The 21589-nt window shown below is 56.5% G+C and carries 12 protein-coding genes and 1 pseudogene; 12 read left to right on the forward strand and 1 reads right to left on the reverse strand.

Going from position 1 to position 21589, the window contains the following annotated elements:
• Positions 1–31 precede the first annotated feature (31 nt).
• Both ACZ1HE_RS23575 and ACZ1HE_RS23580 read left to right on the forward strand, forming a co-directional pair.
• The gene (locus ACZ1HE_RS23575; RefSeq protein WP_472625173.1) at positions 32–1036 is read left to right on the forward strand and encodes a ParB/RepB/Spo0J family partition protein; all 1005 of its coding nucleotides are present in this window, start codon (positions 32–34) and stop codon (positions 1034–1036) included.
• 95 nt (positions 1037–1131) lie between these two features.
• Positions 1132–3753 (forward strand): glycosyltransferase, encoded by a 2622-nt coding sequence (locus ACZ1HE_RS23580; RefSeq protein WP_472625175.1) that lies wholly within the window; start codon positions 1132–1134, stop codon positions 3751–3753.
• A 137-nt stretch (positions 3754–3890) separates the two neighbouring features.
• Here the strand turns inward: ACZ1HE_RS23580 and ACZ1HE_RS23585 are convergent, their stop codons facing one another.
• The gene (locus ACZ1HE_RS23585; RefSeq protein ID WP_472625177.1) at positions 3891–4553 is read right to left on the reverse strand and encodes a response regulator transcription factor; all 663 of its coding nucleotides are present in this window, start codon (positions 4551–4553) and stop codon (positions 3891–3893) included.
• Between the two features lie 873 nt (positions 4554–5426).
• Here ACZ1HE_RS23585 and ACZ1HE_RS23590 point away from each other — a divergent pair.
• The 10 genes and pseudogenes from ACZ1HE_RS23590 to ACZ1HE_RS23635 form a co-directional block, all read left to right on the forward strand.
• A complete protein-coding gene (locus ACZ1HE_RS23590; protein WP_472625179.1) occupies positions 5427–6167 on the forward strand; it encodes a helix-turn-helix domain-containing protein in 741 nt (246 codons plus the stop codon).
• Positions 6164–6793, forward strand: coding sequence for a hypothetical protein (locus ACZ1HE_RS23595; protein WP_472625181.1), 630 nt, complete (start codon positions 6164–6166; stop codon positions 6791–6793). The genes ACZ1HE_RS23590 and ACZ1HE_RS23595 overlap by 4 nt, the downstream gene beginning before the upstream one ends.
• A gap of 183 nt (positions 6794–6976) precedes the next feature.
• Positions 6977–9376, forward strand: coding sequence for a calcium-binding protein (locus ACZ1HE_RS23600; protein WP_472625183.1), 2400 nt, complete (start codon positions 6977–6979; stop codon positions 9374–9376).
• 176 nt (positions 9377–9552) lie between these two features.
• Positions 9553–10593 (forward strand): ABC transporter transmembrane domain-containing protein, encoded by a 1041-nt coding sequence (locus tag ACZ1HE_RS23605; RefSeq protein ID WP_472625185.1) that lies wholly within the window; start codon positions 9553–9555, stop codon positions 10591–10593.
• Complete coding sequence (locus ACZ1HE_RS23610; protein WP_472625187.1) at positions 10574–11311, forward strand: ATP-binding cassette domain-containing protein; 738 nt, start codon at positions 10574–10576, stop codon at positions 11309–11311. Before ACZ1HE_RS23605 ends, ACZ1HE_RS23610 begins: the two co-directional genes overlap by 20 nt.
• A complete protein-coding gene (locus ACZ1HE_RS23615) occupies positions 11308–12693 on the forward strand; it encodes an HlyD family type I secretion periplasmic adaptor subunit (protein ID WP_472625189.1) in 1386 nt (461 codons plus the stop codon). Before ACZ1HE_RS23610 ends, ACZ1HE_RS23615 begins: the two co-directional genes overlap by 4 nt.
• 1100 nt (positions 12694–13793) lie before the next feature.
• On the forward strand, positions 13794–15752 hold the full coding sequence (locus ACZ1HE_RS23620; protein WP_472625191.1) for a hypothetical protein: 1959 nt from the start codon (positions 13794–13796) through the stop codon (positions 15750–15752).
• Positions 15753–15840: 88 nt separating this feature from the next.
• Positions 15841–20142 carry a beta strand repeat-containing protein gene (locus tag ACZ1HE_RS23625; RefSeq protein WP_472625199.1) on the forward strand — a complete coding sequence of 1434 codons (4302 nt, stop codon included), beginning with the start codon at positions 15841–15843 and terminating at the stop codon, positions 20140–20142.
• Positions 20052–20876, forward strand: a pseudogene (locus ACZ1HE_RS23630) (VCBS domain-containing protein); the annotation flags it as partial. The gene ACZ1HE_RS23625 and the pseudogene ACZ1HE_RS23630, both read left to right, overlap by 91 nt.
• Positions 20877–21110: 234 nt before the next feature.
• The coding region (locus ACZ1HE_RS23635) for a VCBS domain-containing protein (protein WP_472625201.1) at positions 21111–21589 on the forward strand (479 nt) is incomplete at its 3' end.

Here is a 21589-nt window from a genome sequence, read left to right on the forward strand (position 1 = left end):
TCACGGATCTGCGCCCCGCAAGGAGATCACGATGGCCAAACGTAAGCGACTGACACCTGCCAGAACAGATTATCCCGATCCGGCAACAACCGGGCAAGAACGGGGTATGTCATCCGTACGGGCTCCCATCAGTCAGGTCTCCGGGGACGCCGCCACCATTGCCGCCCTGGAAGAGCTCGCTGATGAAATGCGTCTGGCACGAGACAGCGGCAGGCTGATCCAGTCCATTCCCCTGGAGCAGATCGAAGAAGATTATCTGGTTCGGGATCGTGTCGCAGTTGATGATCAGGAAATGCGAGCCCTGATGCAAAGTATCAGCGAGCGTGGCCAGCAGAATCCAGTAGAAGTGGTGCAGTTGCAGGGGGACCGCTTTGGGTTGATTTCGGGGTGGCGGCGACTGACGGCTTTGCGAAGGCTGTTGGAGGAAACCGGGGACAAGGCGCGGTTCTCTCATGTGCAGGCCATGTTGCGCAAACCGGATACGGCCGCCGCGGCTTATCTGTCGATGGTCGAAGAGAACGAAATTCGGGTGGGCCTTAGTTACTATGAACGGGCCCGGATTGCAGCCAAGGCAGTGGAACAGTCTGTGTATCCGGACGAAAAGGCCGCTTTGCTGGCACTGTTCGGGACGGCCAGCCGTGCAAAACGAAGCAAGATCCGCTCGTTCCTGCCGATCTACCACCGCCTGGACACGGTCCTGAAATATGCCGGAGCAATCCCGGAACGTCTGGGTCTGCGGCTGTCAAAGGCGCTTGAAGCGGACCAGACTTATGGTCCGGGTTTGGTAAAGGCGCTGCAGGATGATCCTGCGACCTCGCCAGAGGCAGAAATCGCGGTGCTTGAAAAAACGTTGGAGACGTTGGGCAAGCCCATCACTGCGAGCGGGCAGGGCAGGCAGAAAACGGGCAAGCCGCCCGCACAGAAAACACAGATCTCTGCAGAGATGACACGTCAGGGAACCGTTGTCCTGCAAGGAGAGGGAATTGACGCTGCCTTTCTCGAGCGGCTGCGCCGCTGGTTGAAAGAAGTCGGGTAACATTTTCGAGCAGACAGCTATTTTTGCGATGATATTTACACACACTGCTTTATGCTGACAGAGCATTGTGTGTATTGGATTTTATGGCAATTTAGATGACTGAGCATCTCGACCTTCTCTCTCAATCTCCACTGTTTGACGCTGACTGGTACAATCGGACATATGGTGATGTCGCGTTTTCCGGGTTGTCGGCCGAAGAACATTTCCTGAGGTATGGCGGCATTCTGGAAAGGGATCCAGGACCAGAGTTCAACTCTGAACTCTACGTTGCTCGCCATGGCAAAAATATCGAGGATGGGGTTCCGCCGTTACTACATTTTTTGTTGTCGCGACCCAAGTCGTCCGTCAACCGCCTGCCGATATCCGCTTGGCGTAAGAAACTATGGGGAGGGTTCTCAGCACTGGGCCGGGCAGGGCTGGAGCAGATGATGAATGACCCCGAACAGTCTGAAAGCACCCGGAGCAAGGCAGCCTTGGAACTGGCACGGTGGGAAGCCGGGCAGGAAAACTGGGAAGCGACGATCAAGTATTTTGAGGAAGGAAGTGCCATAGATCCCGATATGGCCACATCCGAACGGGCGGCTCTCATGCTGATCGAAAGCCTGATCCGCTGTGGTCGGTTCAAGCCGGCTGAAGAGTTGCTGAGCCGGTGGGAAGTCGCAAGCGGTCATGGGAACTTTGTTTGTGCCCGCAACAATCTGCTGATGTTCCGAAACAACGATAAGGCGCATCTGCTCCGTCTGGCTGTGCTGAATGAGTTTTTTGAAAAACATGGTTTCAGCCCGATCAGCCTGACCGATCCCGACAAGGGGCTGGTGTTCGGGAACATTCGTTTCGATCCGCCCCGGGCGCCTGTTGATGGACCCAAGGTCAGTGTGCTTGTGCCGGTTTATCGGGCCGAAGATTTTATTGATGTGTCCATTCGATCCCTGCTGACACAAACGTGGACGAACCTTGAAATCATCGCGATCGAAGACCGCAGCCCTGACAACAGCTGGGGGCGGTTACAGGAACTCGCGGCGGAAGACGACCGGATACGGGTCTACCGGAACGACGAGAACATGGGGGCCTATCCCACGCGGAACCGGGCTTTGCACCTGGCGACCGGGGACTTTGTCACCGTGCATGACAGTGATGACTGGTCACATCCGCAGATGATCGAAAAGCAGGTGCAGGCTCTTATGATCAATCCTGGGCTGCACGGAACCTGTTCGGCCATGATGCGTGTGCATCCGGATATGGGTTGCATTCAGCGCCCGCAACGGGACAGCCCAGAGTATATTCACCGCAGCTACCCGTCGCTGATGGTGCGCCGCAGTGATCTGAATACTCTGGGGGAATGGGACAGTGTGTCCGCCAACGCGGATTCCGAAATGATCAAGCGGATTGAAGCTCTGTGGGGGGAAAATGCCATTACCACTGTCGCATCGAATGTCCCGCTGTCCTTCTTTCTGGTGCATGAAAATTCACTGACCCAGCAAGCGGGAACCAATCTCAACAGTCTGAGCTTTGGGATTCGCAAGGAATACAACCGCCAGGCTGATTACTGGCGGAACCAGCGTATGGCCGAACCGGGGACAGATCTGTCGCATACGCGGAGCAGCCTGAAATCTCCTTTCCCGATCCCGCAGGGGTTGGCGCCTCGCAACTGGCCTCGCAATTTTACCTATGACCTTGTTCTGATCTCGGATCTTGGGCAGGGAGGAGTATTGTTGAAAAACAATATCGCCTGTCTTGAAGCGGCGACTGAGCTTGGTTTTCGAGTTGGCGTTTTCAATTGGCCTCGTGGTGACCGCAGGCTTGTCGAAATTGAGACCGCGTATCTCGACTACAGCTATCAGGACAACATCGATATTATTGTCCCGGAAGACGAGATCGAGTGCAAGATGACGCTGATCTCTCATTCTCCCGTTCTGGATCATCAGATCGATGCGTGTCCCAAGATCAAGACAGGCAAGGTTGTTCTATTGGCAGATCTGTTGGCAGATGACCGATGGAACGGAGGGGTGCCATCTACCGGGCATGTCCGTAGGGCGACCCACAGATGCCGGACATTGTTTGGTTTGGAACCGCACTGGTATGCGGGAAGCTCTCGTATTCGCAAATTGCTGAAAAAGGGCAAGCCAGGTATTTCAGAGGATATCTGGTTTCCTTTAACCAAAATACAGCGTCTCAACATGGATGAGACCAATCACGATAGCGGGCGGACACTTGTGATTGGGCATCATGGTTTGGACAATATGATTTTCTGGCCCCGCATCAAAACGGATGTCGAAGCTGCCTATTGTGCCGATGTTCCAGGGTTTTCCGTGAATTTCTGGCACGGAGCCAGTGCGGTTTGCCGGAAACTCAAGTATTTCCCGGAAAATTGGGAGATTGATCCTGTCGATCTGCCCGATTTGGCGCTTTTCATGAAGAAACTGGATTTCTGCATTGCTTTTGGTCACACCGATTCAATTCAACCGCTTCTGAACGAGGCGATAGAAGCAATGGCTCATGGGGTTGTGGTGGTTGCGCCCACGCGCGACAAGGATCTGTTTGGTGATGCGGCTCTCTATGCCAAGCCAAAGGAGGTAGCTGGGTTGTTGCGCGCTGTTTGGGAAGACAGAGAACGGTACGATCGCCAGGTTGCTGCAGGCTTCGATTTTGTGTCACGCTACTGCGACCCAGAGGCGGTCCGCCGCCGTCTGCAAGGGTGGATGAAAGGACTTGTCTAAAGCGTTTCGGAAAACGTTGTGATGCCTGTTCAGATCAATTGAATTCAAACGTCGTGTTTCCAGATGGCTGAACCAACCAAGCACACTCCAGGGACAATCGGTCCCTGGGTGCAAGCCACGATCCGAACAAAGGATGACTACAGATATTCGGTGGCCCAGACCGCGGCCTGAGTTCTGTTCTTGACACCGATCTTCTGAAAACAGGTGCGCAGGTGGACTTTGACAGTGGCCTCGCAGATCCCAAGAGCATTGGAAATGTCTTTGTTCGATCCCCCGTCACGCAGCTTTTCCAGAACGGCGCTTTCACGCGGTGACAACGTGGGAGGCGACGACACAGCCGACTTCGGGTTGGGGCCGGAAAGATAGGGCGGCATCTGTATCGAGTTCGAGGATTTTGCAATTTCGTTGGGACGTTCTGGCGTCTCGTCTGAATTGTCCTGGACCACTTTGTAGCCTTCGCTGATGACGGCGAGTGTTCCGATCAGGGCCTCTGTCGAATTACTTTCCGGCAAAATCGCCTCGACCTGATTCAGAAAGGCATGCCGGATATCGTCAACGGCAACTTCGGGAGCCACCAGCATGATACGCAGGTCGGTCCACATGTTTCGTAAATATGAGATCTGGTCGGCAACATCGCTGACGTTGCGCCCCGTATGTAGCATAACCACATCCCCGGGCTGTACACTCTGAAGCTTGTTGCAGGTATCGCAAATCTCGGTCGCATCCAATCCACGCTGTTGGCATGCTTCGCTCAGGATTTCTCTGATCATATGACTGTGACTAACAATAAAAATAGACATCAATCGCAACCCTGTCTCTATATCCAAAACATGCCCAAAATACATGCGTCTTTTGGATTTCATAAGTTTGTTACTATTATTGATGGGTTTTTTACGAATAGCCGCTTGGCAAAGAAACCCACAAGTATATAACTAAGCAGAAGAATTTTCTTAATCATATCGTAATGTATGTTGCCCCACGGTGGAAGAAGATTCTGTTTTCTCCAGAACTTCGGATGCGGTTGCCACGTGATGAGGGGGATGGCAGGAGCCTCGGCTCTCGGAAGACATATTACGCTCAAATGGTTAACGTTGCTTGGAAACCACAAGCTGCAATATTTCGACATTGGAAACAGTTTGTTTCCAGCGGCATTCCGGAATACCTATGGTTGTTCATATCAAGATCTAAACAACCATAGATAATTGTGGGTGGTAATCCGATTCGGATAAGTGACAATCTATGAGTTATCTCAAACGATGACTGATCTCTCAAAAGCCGAGTTTCCTGACCAAGAGTGGTAACTCCTATGCGCCTTTTCCTCGACCCGCACCGGTATGGTAAGTTCTTTCCATCAAGTACCGGGGGAAATTATGGGTATTTCAAAGAAAGCAGCCATTTCGGCTGCTGAATTTATACAGTCTCCAATTTTACGAAGATCATCAGCAACATTTACAGATGCAACATTTGTTCGACTGGACGTGACAGGCGCAAATCTCGGGCTCAAATCTTCGGGCTCGTCAATCTCTTTTTCTGACGTCTGCGGGCTGCAGTCGATTGTCTCCCGCATTGATCGTTCGCCCGGGGATATTACTTCTATCAAATTACTGGATCCTGATGCGGAAGATTTGCCGCCATTGGCCGAAGACGGCAGGGGTGGGTCTTGGCTGGCGTTCGTGTGTGAATTCGAAAGCGGCGTTGTCGATCACATTTTTCTGCGTTTGCGCAGGCAGCGGTCGATCGATCTGATCAAGGGCATTCTTGGTGCGATGTGGCCGGTTTTGCGAGAGGATTGCATCAGAGAGGTGGCTAGCCCGGAATCCAAGGCGGCTGTTGATGCTCTGCTTTGGACCGTGTCCAAGAAATCGGATGCTGCCGTTTTTGTATTGAATGCGGCAGGGCAGGTCCTTCATGTGAATGAATCAGGTCGTGACATGCTCGAGGCCAAGACGGTCCTGCAGGAAACCGCATCAGGCTTGAGCTGTGCGACGAAGCAACAGACGGGTGGTTTCATCAAAGCGATCAAGGCTTGTATGATTGAACCAAATGTTTCGGACACCGACTTCATCCTGTTTTTGAACTCCTCTGACGGAGAGGTATCGGTGCCTGTGTCTTTGTCGCGCTATCAGGCGTCCAGGGATACGATGCCGCTGGTTGTTGCCATCATTCCGCAACAGCCCGACCGCAAGAAGATCGAGATGCTGGCCCTGAAGATGGGGCTGACTCCATCCGAGGCTCGCGTCGCTGGCCTGATGCAATTGGGGCTGCCCAATCGACAGGCGGCCAAGATCGCGGGTCTCAAGGAACAGACCTTCAGTACATACTCGAAACGGGTTCTGGCAAAGTTGAATGTGGGGTGCCGTGCTGAGATGGCACATATGCTCACATGGCAAGCCTCGGTGGGACGTGTATCATGAACCAGATTACATCCAAAGCTGAGTACACGCATTTGATGGACCAGAGATCGCAACCAGAGGCTCCCAAGGAGCAACCGACGGATGCTCCCGAGAGAAAGGGATCTCACTCGCTTCTTCAGCCGGGGCCGGAAAAGGAAACGGATCCGGGCCGCGTCGAAGAGCAGGTTGAACAGGTTCCCACGTCCACAGCCGAAGCGGACATGCAGCGCCTGCGTCAGCTGTTGACTGAAGGAGAGCCCGCCTTGGCGCGCCGTGCCGACCTTGCCGAGTTACACAAGCGGATCGTTTCCCTGTTCGAAACACTGAATCGGGGCGTGGGCGAAATGTATGCGGCCAAGGCCGAGCAGGACCGCACAGCGTTGAGCGAGCGGATCGATGGCTTGGAAACTGCGGTCAACCGCATGGAAGGCGCGCTTCGAATCGAGTTCGAACCCGTTATGCGCGAAGCTCTTTCTCAGGTTGTGGCAGAACATCAGGAAACCCGTAATCCCTCTCGGTGGGGCCGGGTGCTAGGGGTGACCCTTGTGCTTGTGGCGGGGCTGGCTGTTGGCACTGTTTTCCATGAAGAAATCCAGCAGAATGTTGCGGATTTGGAAACATACCTATCATCAATTTTGTTCAAATGATCCCCAAAAGGGGGCATTTTTAAGGCCCCGAGTTTGGTGAATTATTCGTGAAGGTAAGATTGTGCCTTTGTTTTGAGCGTTGGGGGGAACCCAACATTACCGGGGGAAGTTCAATTTTGGCGATGCATTCTAGCAGTGCCGTTCTTTGTTCCGAAGCCGATCTTAAAAATGGAGTTTAGTATCATGGGACATCCTGATTCAGGTACACCTTGGGAAGTTTGCGACCCAGATTGCGATATCACGCACAGCGACGATAAGAACGACATCAACTGGAACGACGGGACGTACGAATACGGCGACACCCAGCCAGATGAGATCGATCTGGACCAAGATGGCGATGCAATGAACGCCGAAGGTGGCGGCGGAAACGACGCGATCTATGGTGACCACCACTGGAACATTCTGGACGGCGAAGAAGGCCAGGACTACATCGAGGGCCGCGGAGGCAATGACATCATCGAAGGCGGCACCGGCAACGACTGGCTGTATGGTGGCGACAACGACAAGCAGACCGTCGAGCTGTTTGATGATGACTGCATAGATGGCCAGGAAGGCTGCGACTACATCAACGGCGAGCTGGGCGATGACCTGCTCAAAGGTGGTGCAGACTCCGATGTCATGTACGGTGGCTACGGCGACGACACCATGTTTGGTGACGACGGCGACGGCGACGACAGCAACGACCAGAGTGCAGCGGCTGACCACAATGGTTCGAACGACTGGATGTCGGGCGGCTACGGCGACGACTGCATGAACGGTGAAAGCGGCGACGACTGCATGTTTGGTGACGATGGTCACGACACCATGTATGGCGGCACCGGCAACGACCGTATGTCTGGTGGTCTGGGTCATGACCGTATGGCTGGTGGCCTGGGCGATGACCTTGTGGTCGGCAACGAAGGCGACGACGAGATCTACGGTGATGTCTATCCGGGCGATAGCACTGGTGTTGGTGCCGATCCGGGCGAAGGCGACAAGGGCGAAATCCCTGGTGGCGATGACTGCCTGTTTGGTGGTTCGGGTGACGACACCATCGATGGCGGCGAAGGCCACGACACCATTCACGGTGGTACGGACGACGACCTGATGCAAGGTAACCGCGGTGCTGACCTCATGGATGGTGGCCAGGGCAACGATGACATGCAGGGCGACAGCGGCAAAGACACCATGCGTGGTGGATCCGGCAACGACAAAGTTGCGGGTGGAGCAAGCGGTGACCTTCTGTTTGGTGACCGTGGTGACAGCGCTGAAGTTGCAGAAAACGGCGATACTGTCTTTGATTGGGTTGGCGACTGCTGCTACCGCGAAGACAGTGGTTCGGCCGAAGACCAGCAACTGCCAACACAGCATATTGACGATCTGTACTGCCCGATGTGCGATCTGCAGGACGATGCTGGCGACAACGGCCATGACCGCATCAAAGGCGGCGGTGGCAATGACACCATCTACGGTGAAGACGGCAACGACACGCTGTACGGCAACAAAGGTGACGACGAGATGTACGGTGGCGAAGGCCATGACCGTATGAAAGGCGGCACCGGCGATGACGACATGTTCGGTAATGCCGGACGTGACTGCATGTATGGCGGTGACGGCAACGACCGTATGGAAGGCAACGGCAGCTCCGACAAGATGTACGGTGACGATGGCTGGGACTGCATGGATGGCGGAGACGGCTCTGACATCATGAGAGGCGGCACCGGCAACGACCTTATGTTTGGTGGCGACAAAGGCGACCTCATGCGTGGGGACGAAGATCACGACCGGATGTATGGTCAAAGCGGTAACGACAGACTGTACGGTGACAGTGGTGAAGACTTCCTGTCAGGCGGCGGCGGCAAAGACACCCTGAAGGGTGGCGATGACGACGACGTTCTGGAAGGCGACAGCGGCGCCGACAAGCTGTACGGTGAGCATGGCGATGACTGCCTGTACGGTGGTATCGGTGATGACACCCTGGATGGCGGCATCGGCGATGACTTCCTGGATGGCGGTGAAGGCGATGACGTTCTGAAGGGCGGCGCTGGCGACGACTACCTGAAAGGTGGTGAAGGCAACGACGACCTTTATGGTGGTACCGGCAAGGATGTCTTTATCATTGATTTGGTATGGAACGGCACCGACTTCTCGTCCGTTGATGGCGAAACGCCAGGTGACACCATCCATGACTTCGACACTGACGACGAACTGGATGTCATCCTCTATCGTGTGACCAACATTGGTGACGGTCTGGGTACCTCCTCGCAAGAGGCCTTTGATGCCCTGCATGGCTCGCACACCGATATGGAAGTGCCAAACGGTCAGGCAGTTGTGACCGACGATGGTACGGACACCACCATTGAAGTGAACGGTTCGCTGCTCACGATCAAGGGTCTGACATCGGTCAACAGCCAGTTCACCTCGATCGGCAACGATGCGCTGCCCGTCGGCGGTGTCGGCATCAACGCGGTTGCGTCGGGTAATCCGAACTACAACCCGATTGATGTGGTGGCTCGTGATGGGGACGAAGGCTTCCCATACAATGACGACCATGACTATGGCCATCTCACACTCTGGGGTCCTCTGAGTGATGAGCCGGTCTAAGAGCGTCACGGTATAAGGTAGCGGGCCCTTCTTTCGGGTGGGGCCCGCTGCTTTATAGCCCTGGTTTGAGACGCTTGAAACTGGTCCCCCGGCCAAGGATAGAACTTGGGCCAGGGCGTCGTTTTCAATAGTTGTGTATATATTTTCTAATTTCAGTGTGTCCGGGGGGCGCGGAAATGAGAACGAAAAAAGTGTTTGACGGGCAACATGGCCTTATTTGGTCGATTTTCGTTGCAAGTCTGTTTGTTAACCTGCTGGTCCTGACGGCGCCTTTGTACATGTTGCAATTGTTTTCCCGGGTCTTGTCCTCGGGAAGCATGGCAACTCTGATCACCCTGACGGTGGGGGCTGGGGTTGCGCTGTTTTTCTTCTTTTGTTTCGATGTTATTCGACAACGACTGGTCGCAAGACTGGGCTCTCGGATCGAGGCCCGCCTGGGACCGGTTGTCATGGCAAGTGTCCTGGAAGGGCGACTGCCACCCGGTGTTCATGGGATACAACCTCTCTCGGATATCCAGAGCGTCCGTGCCTTTGTCACCAGTCCTATTCTGATTGCCCTGCTTGATGCGCCCTGGTCGCTGATCTTTGTGGGGCTGATCTTTGTGTTTCATCCACTTCTGGGCGTGGTCGCGCTTGTCGGGATCGCATTGCTGTTTGCCTTGGGCATTGTCAGCGAGATAGTTGGTCGTAACCCGAACAAGGCGTCAAGCGAAGCCGCGATGGAGGCCACCGAAGCCGCGGACGAAATGCTCAACAATGCTGAAATCGTCCACGCGATGGGGGGGACACGCACCCAGATCGAACGCTGGACGATGAAATCCTTCTCGGCCATCCTGTTTGGCACAGTTGCAACGGATCGCCTGGCGGTTCTGACCTCGCTTGCCAAGGTTATTCGCATGGGCCTGCAGGTTGGTATCATGGGCGTTGGCGTTATCCTTGTACTGCAGGGTAAACTGTCCCCGGGTCTGATGATCGCTGCCTCGATCCTGCTGGGGCGCGCGGCTGCCCCGGTCGAGCAATCCGTTGCAGGCTGGCGCGGGCTGATGCAGGTCCGTACCAATATACGCCGCCTGAATTCTGTCCTGGCTTATGATGCCGTTGCCGAAGATCGGCTCGAATTGCCGGAACCGGTCGGACATCTGTCCGTCGAAGGGTGTTCCGTCGTGTTGCCGGGTGTGCAGGATCCCCTGCTGCTTGATGTCCGTTCTCGACCTTGAGCCGGGTCAGTCGATGGGCCTTATCGGCCCGTCGGGCGCAGGCAAGACAACCCTGGCCAGGGCTCTTGTCGGGCTGCAGCCTCTGGCACATGGCCACATTCGTGTAGACGGCGTCTCTCTGACCGACTGGTCCCCGGAACAGATCGGTATGTATACGGGCTTTTTGCCGCAAAGGGTTGAGCTGTTCCAGGGAACCATTGCCGAGAACATCGCGATGATGGATCCCGCCGCACGACCTTCGGATGTCGTGGCCGCCGCAAAGCTGGCAGAAGTGCATGATCTGATTATTGGCATGCCTGGTGGGTACAACTGTCAGGTTGGCGAGCGCGGCAACAGGCTATCAGCTGGCCAACGACAGCGTATCGGACTGGCGCGTGCCTTCTTTGGCAATCGCAAACTGATTGTTCTGGATGAACCCAATGCGAACCTGGACCCAGAAGGCGAGGCGGCCTTGGCGCGTGCGATCGAAGCGGTCACGGCCAAGGGGGCGATTGTTATCGTGGTAACGCACCGGATGAACCTGCTGCGCCAGGTGAGCCATGCCGGGGTTATGCAGAACGGACGTATGATAAAATTCGGAGAAGCCAAGGCAATCTTCCAGGATGCAGCTCAACCGGTGACAGGTGTTCCCAGCAACGACCCCAAAGTGGCGATGTTGCGCCGCAAGGGGGCACAATCTGACGGAGCCTTGCCCAAAGCGGACGGAGAAACAGCATGACTATGGTCGAAAGCACCTCGCGGGATATGGTTGACCACAGCGGGTTTCAGGATCGCATGCCGGATGTGAAACTGCCCAAAGCGCCGCCAATGCGGGTCAGCCGGTTGATGATCTTGTTGTTTGTTCTCGGATTTGGCGTGTTTGGCGGATTGGGTGCCTGGGCCTATTTTGCCCAGCTAAGCAGTGCCGTTGTCGCCAACGGCGCCTTTCGTGTGGCCGGGGACCGACTGGTCGTCGAGCATCTGGAGGGCGGAATTGTCAAGGAAATCTACGTCCGCGAAGGGGATACGGTCGAAGACGGCCAGATCATAGCTGTCATTGACGGAACCCGGGCCAGGGCCCAGATGGGAATTCTGCGCAGCCAGCTTGTCAGTGCCCTGAGCCAGGAAAACCGCCTGCAGGCTGAACTGAATGGCGCCACCGAAATGCAGATGACCGAGCAATTGTCCAACCTGTTGGAAAGTGACCCACGCCTGACCAAGTTGTACAAAGCCCAAGAAAGCATCTTTCAATCCAACGCGGCGATGCAGGCCGGTCAAGTACGTATCCTGACAGAGCGCAAGGCGCAGTTGAAGGAGCGTACAAACGGGTTTGATGCCCGCCGCACCGCCTATCAGACGCAGCTGGAGTTGATCCAGCAGGAGCTGTCGAACATGGAAAGCCTGTTCGAAAAGGGACTTGTCACGGGCACACGCATGACCAGTCTGCGTCAGAATGAAAGCGCGGTGATGGGTAATCTCGGAGCTCTGGAAAGCAACCTGGAGAATGTTTTCCAACAGGTCGTCGAAATAGACGAACGCATTCTACAGGTTAGCCGTGATCGGCTGAGCACCGTTGCTCAAGCTCTCTTGCGGGCGCAGGAACAGGTGATTGATCTTCAAGAACGTATGGAAACGATTGTTGATATCGAAACGAGACAAGCCATTCGAGCGCCAATATCGGGGCGTGTTGTTGGGCTCGGGATCAATACAATTGGCAGCGTGGTTGAGCCGGGGGAAAAGATTCTTGAGCTCGTACCAAACAACGCATCTTTTGTGGTCGAGACAAGGGTGAAGCCAACGGATATCGACGAAGTATTCCCGGGCGGTGTGGCCCAGGTTCGGCTGTCTGCCTACAACTTTCGCACAACCTTACCGGTAGAAGGCGAGGTCGTTCATATATCTGCAGACAGCATGATCGATGACATGACAGGCACTGAATACTACCAGGTCGATGTCGAGGTTTCCCCCGAAGAGCTGGCGGCTCTTGGCGAAGGTAAGGTCAAGACTCTGCCAGGAATGCCTGCCCAGGTCATGATCCAGACCGGGGAGCAGACAGTCATGGATTACATGCTGAACCCGATCTTGTCCGGTTTCGATGCGGCGCTTAAGGAAAGCGGGTAATAATCTGATTTTAAATGAAAAAGTAGAACTCTCAGGAGATGAGCCGAGGGCTTGTCCCTGAGAGCTGAAAACTGCTCTTCATTCAGGCGTGCTGCGAAGATCGTGCGAACAAAAAGAAAAGAAGCACTCTCTCGGAATTCAAGGTCAAGTTGAAACAGTCTGTTTTTTAATTCCAAATTCGTTTGGGGTCGAAAAGTGGAATGTTTGGGGTGGGGAATTAAGGTGCACAATTATAAGTAGAGTCATTCTTCATTTTATCACCCTATTGCGCGGACCGAGTGGCTGGCCGAGCGGATGGATTGCAAATCCGGGCTGTGGATAAATTTATCGCGATTTTCTTCCCTGTGAAAACAATTCAAAAACAACGCCTTACCCTCATCCCGAGCGTGCGCGTGAGCGTGCGCGTCCGCAAGTGTTAATATTGATTTAAATTTTTGCTTCCAATTTTATTTGGATGATGTTTTTAATTCACCAGCTAAGAATTTTTGAATTCCGGACCCGTGTTTTCTGAAGCGGGATATCGGATTTTGTTGAGGTACGAGAGTTGATCTAGGGGGGCAGGGCTTTCATTCGCATGGCCTGAAAGTGTTATTCGGTGTGTTCGGCACCGGACCTGTTTTTGCGACTTTTTTGTACCGACAGTTTGCACGTTAATCATACGGGGGTGTGATGAACAAAAGTCGGTTTGTTTGCTGTCTGGACAGGACACGGTTCCGCAGTCTCTCCGCCAGGGGATTCCATCTCCGATCCATAACACCATCACAGGGTGCCGCCCTTGCGCCACCTTCTTGCAAACCTGCTGCTGTTGCGGCGGGTCCGTTTACGTTTCGACCTGTGCTCCAACTTTAGCACGGTCCTGAAAACCCCATAAATCTCAATGTTCTGCGCCTCGCGCGCACCTGTGTACACGATAGGAATTTGTTCCATGGCTACTTCCCAAACTATCACCGCTTCGACTGGCAGCCCTTTCAAAGAAGGTGATGTAATCACATTTACGGTTACCTTCGACGAAGTCGTTACGGTTAACGGGAGTACGCTTAGCTCTTGATTTGACCGGTGGTCGTCATGCGACTTATGCGACAGGCGATAACTCGGAGACGTTGACTTTTATCTATACTGTTCAAGCAGGCGATAATGAGGCCGACTTGGAAGTGCTCGGGTATGATCCTGTCATTCAAGGTGTCGTGAGCTCGAACTTTGCGTCTCTTACCTTGCCCACCGATCTGAACATCGAACTGGATACCACGGCTCCGGCGGATCAGTCGGCTGCGGTATCGATTGACGAGATCCCCGATCAGGATGCTGCAACCACCGGCACGCCCGTCGCGCTGGCCTCGCTGTCGGGCGATGACAACACGGACTATGTTCTGGACGGCACAGGCGGAGTCTATGATCATGTGGAAATCGTTGCTGATGGTGCCAATTGGACGCTGCGGATAATCGACACCGAGACCGCGCGCAGTTTCTTTGACCGTGAAGAAAACGGACCCACGATCGACATCAATGTGACTGGTACCGATGACGCGGGGAACACAACTGATTCCACCATTTCTGTGACCTTGCAGGACGTCAATGACGCTCCGTCGGTGTCGATCACCCCGACAATCACATCTCTGGCCGAAGACGCCGACACGACGGCGCGCACCAAGATCGGTGACATCGTCATCACGGATGACGCATTGGGAACCGAAGCTCTGGATCTGGTTGGCGCGGACGCCCTTCTGTTCGAAATTGACGGGACAGAACTGTTCCTGAAAGCTGGTGTCAGCCTGGACTTTGAAAACCAATCCACCTTCGACGTGTCCGTCACGGTAGATGACACAACGATTGGTGCCGGAGCGGACGATACCGTTGCCGTCAACTTCTCGGTCACTGACGTGAACGAGGCGCCATCGGTGTCGATCACCCCGACAATCACATCTCTGGCCGAAGACGCCGACACGACAGCGCGCACCAAGATCGGTGACATCGTCATCACGGATGACGCATTGGGAACCGAAACCCTGGATCTGGTTGGCGCGGACGCCCTTCTGTTCGAAATTGACGGGACAGAACTGTTCCTGAAGGCTGGTGTCAGCCTGGACTTTGAAAACCAATCCACCTTCGACGTGTCCGTCACGGTAGATGATGCAACGATCGGGGCCGGGGTGGATGATACCGCCGTGGTTAACTTTGCAGTCACCAACGTCGTGGCCGTTGGCACGGTCAGCGCCTCTGCGGATGCAAATGGCGACGGGACTTTTGCTCTGGGTGAGGTGATCACCTTTACCGTGACTTTCACTGACACCGTCACGGTTGGCACCGCCGGAGATGAACCGGTTCTGGATCTGACCGGTGGCCGCACGGCGGCTTTTGCGTCGGGCGATGGCACCGACACCCTGACCTTTACCTATACCGTTCTGGCAACGGACGAAGAGGCCGATCTGGAGGTGACCGGCTATACCGGTATCATCACCGATGGCACCAGCGCCGCCGTTCTGGCCGCAACCACCGATCTGGATGTCGAACTGGATGGCGTGGCCCCTGCAGATGAGTCGGAATCCGTCTCGATCAACGAGATCCCGGATCAGGATGCCGCCACCACAGGTACGCCTGTCGCGCTGGCCTCGCTGTCGGGGGATGACGGTACGACCTATGTTCTGGACGGCACTGGCGGGGTCTATGACCATGTCGAGATTGTCGAGGACGATGACGACTGGACGTTGCAGATCATCGACACCGAAGCGGCACGCAGCTTCTTTGACCGTGAAGAAAACGGACCGGTGGTCGCAGTCGACGTGACTGGGACTGACGACGCGGGCAACTCGACCGATTCCACCATCACCGTGACGCTGGATGATCTCAACGACACGCCCGAGCTGAGCTCTGGCACCAACACGCTGGCCAACACCGCGACCGAGCGCGCGGACGGGGCGGCGGACGAAAATGACACTCCCTTTGGTACATCGGGCACATTCAGCGTGCATGACGATGACACGGCTGACACGCATTCGGTTTCGGTCAGCAACGTTTCCAGCACCAATGGCTCGTTCCTGGGTGTGTTCCAGGTACAGCCTTGATGATCCGATCACAGGCGACGGTGAGGGCACTGTGGGCTGGGATTTCACGATTGGTTTCCCGCTGCCCGAAGTGACACGCGCGGCGCAGATGGCGGTGGTCGATGCGCTGGCCGCAGATGAAACAATCGTTCAGGAATATGACGTTACCGTAAATGACGGAAACGGCGGTGTACTGGTCGAGCGTGTGACGGTGACCATCCAGGGCAGCAACGATGCGCCGGTGATTTCCGGAGCCTCTATTTCTGGGGCGCAGACCGAAGCCGTAGACGGGGCACCCGATCCGACGCTGGAGGCAACCGGCACGCTGAACGTGGCCGACACTGACACCACGGACACCGTAACCGTCGATGTGACCAGCGTGGGCGTAGCCGGTTCCAGCACCTATACCGGTACCCTGCCGGCAAATGCCGCCTTGCTGGCCATGATGCAGGTGGTTGAGGGTGATGGCACCAGCGGCACTTTTGGAACCGATACCGGGGCCATGGATGCAGATGAAGCTGCAGGCTCCGACTTCACCTGGCGTTTCCAGGCAGGCAGCCTTGAATCCTCGCCTTTTGATTTCCTGCCCGACGGCGAGACGCTGGTTCTGGAATACACCCTGACCGCAACGGACGACTCGGGAACGGGCAATGCGACGGACACCCAGGTCGTGACCATCACGCTGACCGGCACCAACGATACGCCGGTCATCCAGAACGCCGTCACCGAAGACACGGCCGCGGTCGAAGCAGGTGGCACGGCGAACGGCACTCCGGGCACCAGCCAGGTCACCGGCGACCTGTCGGCAGGCAACAACTGGACCGACGCGGATGAGGACGAAGCTGCCGACCTGGCGGTCTCCAAGGGGTCGCATGGTGGTGATGCTCAGGGCGATCTGACCTTTGATGGCGAGACCGGCGAAGCCGCAATTGCGGGTACCTATGGTACGCTCTACCTGCAGGCCGATGGTAGCTATCGCTATGAGCTGGATGATGACGCTGCTGCTACGCAGGCGCTCAATGACGCTCAAATGGAGACCGAGGTCTTCAACTACACGATTGAAAACCGCACCGGTGGTACCGGCAATGAAGACAGCTCGACCCTGACAATCAACATCACCGGCAGCAACGATGCGCCGGTCATTACGGTTGAAGGTGGCGACACCGACGAAGGCGCCACCACCGAAGCGGGCGTGGACAACATGAACGCTGCTGTAGCGGGTACCCCTACGGCTATGGGTTCGCTGAGTGCAGACGATGTTGACGCCGAAGATGGAACCACCGGCGCTGCCTTGACATGGAGCCTGAACACATCGGGCGGCCAGACTGGCGGCGGGGCCTCTGACATCATCGGCGAATACGGTACGTTCAGCGTTGATCAGAGCGGCAACTGGACCTTTACGCTCGCCAATGGCACGGATGCCGTTCAGTCGCTCTATGTTGGCGAAATAGTCATGGAAACCTTCCAGGTGCAGGTTGCCGATGGCGATGCGGCTACCGACACCCATGACGTGACCATCACCATCACCGGCACCAATGATGCGCCGGTCATCGGCGTGGATACCGAAGCGTCGGTTGACAATGACGTGACCGAAGCGGGTCATAACGAGGCTGGCGACAACGCCGCCTCGGGCACACTGACAGTGTCGGATGTGGATGACGACGCACCAGGCGCAGCAGACGACGCCAAGATCTGGTCGATCACGGCGGTCAATGGAATGGGCATCACCCATTCGGTTGCAAATGGCGCTGCGGCCGAGGCAACGGGCACCTACGGCGCGCTGTCGCTGAACAATGACGGCACATGGTCGTATCTGCTGGCAGATGGGGATGACGACACGCAGGCTTTGCCTGCAGGCGCAAGTGAAACGGATGTTTTCACCGTACGTGTAGCTGACGGGTTGGGCGGTTTTTCCGAACTGGATGTGACAGTCAACGTCAGTGGCACCAATGATGCGCCGGTAATCACCGTCGACACGGAAGCGGGTGATACCCAGGCGGATTCCGTCCAGGAAACCGATGCCACCAACCTGACCGCCACCGGCACGATGACCGTGTCGGATGTGGATGCGGGCGACAGCGTTGCCATCAGCGTCACCGCCGTTTCGGCCACCGGCACGATGGGCAGCTATGCCGCCGATGACGCGGCGCTGCAAAACATGCTGAGCATTTCGGCGGGCTCTCCTTTGACGACAGGCGCAGGCAATGCCTCGGGTCAGTTCACCTGGAGCTTTGACAGCGGCAGCGAAGCGTTCGACTTCCTGGCCAATGACGAAAGCCTGGAGCTGGTCTATACGGTGACCGCGAACGACGGTGACACCACCGCGACCGAAACTGTTACCATCACCGTGAATGGGGCCAACGACCGCCCTGTGATCGCCGTCGAAGGTGGCGATTCCGACGCCGAGGGTGTGACCGAATCCGATCCGGCCGATCTGAATGGCGGCAACCTTGAAACCTCGGGTACGCTGAGCATCAATGACGATGACCTCTCGGACACGCATTCGGTTTCGCACATCCGCAACTCGGTCACCTGGACCGACGAAAATGGTGCGGACAATAGCGGGACACCCTCGGATGTGACACCGCTGCCTGAGGGTTTGGAAGCGGCGCTTGATGCGGCCTTCTCGACCGCCATCAATGGGGGCGATGCGCGCCAGATCGACTGGGGTTTCACACTGGCCGATACGGTTGCCGATTTCCTGGGTGCAGGCGAAACGCTGACCGTGGTTTATGACGTTACCGTTGATGACCAGGAGGGTTTCGACGGCACTGTTGCTCCGGATGAGGACTCGGAATCCGCCGTTCAGCAGGTGACAATCACCATCACGGGCGCCAATGACGCGCCGACGATCACCGCCGATACGCGCAGCGATTTCGATGAGGGCAACGCGCTTGTCATCGACGAAAACAGCGTCCGGACAGGCCTGGCCGCAGACGATACGGTTACCGTAAACCTGCTGGGGCAGGGTACGGACAGTGACAGCGAGATCTGGGTCACCACTGTGGCCGAGACCGACACCAACGACACCCGCGCCATCACCGGCACGACCACTGTCACTGCAACCGGTGACATCCCGACCGGGTTCATGGCCTCCGACGCGGAAGGCGCCTTTGATCTGACTGCATCTCTGGGCGCGGATGGTGAAGTAACCTTCAACCGCAACGCTGCCGTTTTTGACGCGCTGGACACCGGCGAATTCATCGATGTGGAAATTGCTTATCAGGTAACAACCACGTCGCCTGATGGCAGCACAACCACCGTGGATGACCTGACCACAACCATCCGCATCAACGGGGTCAACGACGCACCCTATATCATCCAGGGCGATGATTTCTCGGCCACCGTGACCGAGTTCACCGATGCGGACGCCGGGGAAAATGCAGCGCGCCCCGATCTGACCGGTTCGATCACCTTCAACGACGTGGATCCCGGTGACATCGCCACTCTGTCGGTTACAACGACGCAGGTTCAGGGTGTGGGCACAAACGCTGCGTTGCTGGCCAACTATGTTGGTTCGTTCTCGGCTGGTTTCCTGGCTCCGACTGGGACCGACCAAAGCGAAGCGGGTACGGTTTTCTATACCTATACCCTGGACGACGCCATTCTGGACAATCTCACCGAGGGTGAGACATTCACGCAAGAATATGAAGTCGCGATTGATGACGGGACCGCCACGACCACCCGCAATATCGTACTGACTTTCACCGGCACCAATGACGCGCCCGTCATCACCGGCACCACCGGCGCAACGACCCTGACCGAAGATCAGGACGTGGTCGAGACCGGCTCGACGGACATGCAGCAGCTGACCGGTACGCTCAGCTTCGATGACGTCGACACATCCACCCTGCCTGCCAGCGGCGGCGCAGGTGGTGCCGACACTCACACGGTTACGGCAGCCGTGTCTTCGGTGACATTGGGCGGCGCGGTGCAAGCAGGTTACGCTGGCCCGACGGGCACTCTGAGCTTTGATGCAACCGCGGCCAATGCCTCGGAGGCGGTTGGCAATACGGTCGGCTGGACCTTTGACATCACGGACGGAGATTTTGATCATCTCACAGATGGTCAGGAGCTTGCGATCACCTATACGGTGACTGTGGATGACGGCAACACCGGCGGTACCGCCACACAGGACATCACCTTCACGATCACGGGCACGAATGATACGGCTTCGATTTCGGGGACTGTTTCGGGTTCTGTGACCGAAGACGCGGTGATGAACACGGTGTCTGGCGATCTGGATGTGACGGACGCGGACACGGGGAATCCGTCTTTACGCCTGTTGCTGCGAACACGGCGGGTGCCAACGGTCATGGCACGTTCGAGATGGATGCCTCGGGTGCGTGGACCTATACGCTGGACAACATGGACAGCGATGTTCAGGCGCTTGGCGTTGGTGACACGCTGACCGACACGATTGACGTGACTTCGGTTGATGGCACGGCGACGGAAACCATCACGGTGACGATCCATGGCGCCAATGACGATCCGGTTCTGGATGCGTCGGGCGAGGATGACGCGGCCAGTGGGGACCTGGACGAGACCAATTCGGGTCTGGTCACCAGCGACACGCTGAGCCTGTCGGATGTGGACACCAGCGATGTTGTGAGCGTGAGCGTGACCAACACAGCTGTGACGTCGGGCGACGCGAACGGCGTGGACATCTCGAGCATGCTGAGCGTTTCGGGTGGTCTGTCTGGCACCGAGACCTCGGGGTCCGTGACCTGGACCTTTGACAGCGGTTCCGAGGCGTTCAACCACCTGCCAGCGGATGCGACGCTGGTGCTGACCTACACGGTCACGGCACTGGACGACAATGGCGCGACGGACACGCAGGACGTGGTCATCACGATCACGGGCACGAATGATACGGCTTCGATTTCGGGGACTGTTTCGGGTTCTGTGACCGAAGACGCGGTGATGAACACGGTGTCTGGCGATCTGGATGTGACGGACGCGGACACGGGGGAATCCGTCTTTACGCCTGTTGCTGCGAACACGGCGGGTGCCAACGGTCATGGCACGTTCGAGATGGATGCCTCGGGTGCGTGGACCTATACGCTGGACAACATGGACAGCGATGTTCAGGCGCTTGGCGTTGGTGACACGCTGACCGACACGATTGACGTGACTTCGGTTGATGGCACGGCGACGGAAACCATCACGGTGACGATCCATGGCGCCAATGACGATCCGGTTCTGGATGCGTCGGGCGAGGATGACGCGGCCAGCGGGGACCTGGACGAGACCAATTCGGGTCTGGTCACCAGCGACACGCTGAGCCTGTCGGATGTGGACACCAGCGATGTTGTGAGCGTGAGCGTGACCAACACAGCTGTGACGTCGGGCGACGCGAACGGCGTGGACATCTCGAGCATGCTGAGCGTGTCGGGCGGCCTGTCTGGCACCGAGACCTCGGGGTCCGTGACCTGGACCTTCGACAGCGGTTCCGAGGCGTTCGACCACCTGCCAGCGGATGCGACGCTGGTGCTGACCTACACGGTCACGGCACTGGACGACAATGGCGCGACGAACACGCAGGACGTGGTCATCACGATCACGGGCACGAATGATACGGCATCGATTTCGGGGACTGTTTCGGGTTCTGTGACCGAAGACGCGGTGATGAACACGGTGTCTGGCGATCTGGATGTGACGGACGCAGACACGGGGGAATCCGTCTTTACGCCTGTTGCTGCGAACACGGCGGGCGACAACGGTCATGGCACGTTCGAGATGGATGCCTCGGGTGCGTGGACCTATACGCTGGACAACATGGACAGCGATGTTCAGGCGCTTGGCGTTGGTGACACGCTGACCGACACGATTGACGTGACTTCGGTTGATGGCACGGC

Source organism: Falsiruegeria sp. JB4-1 (assembly GCF_055693495.1).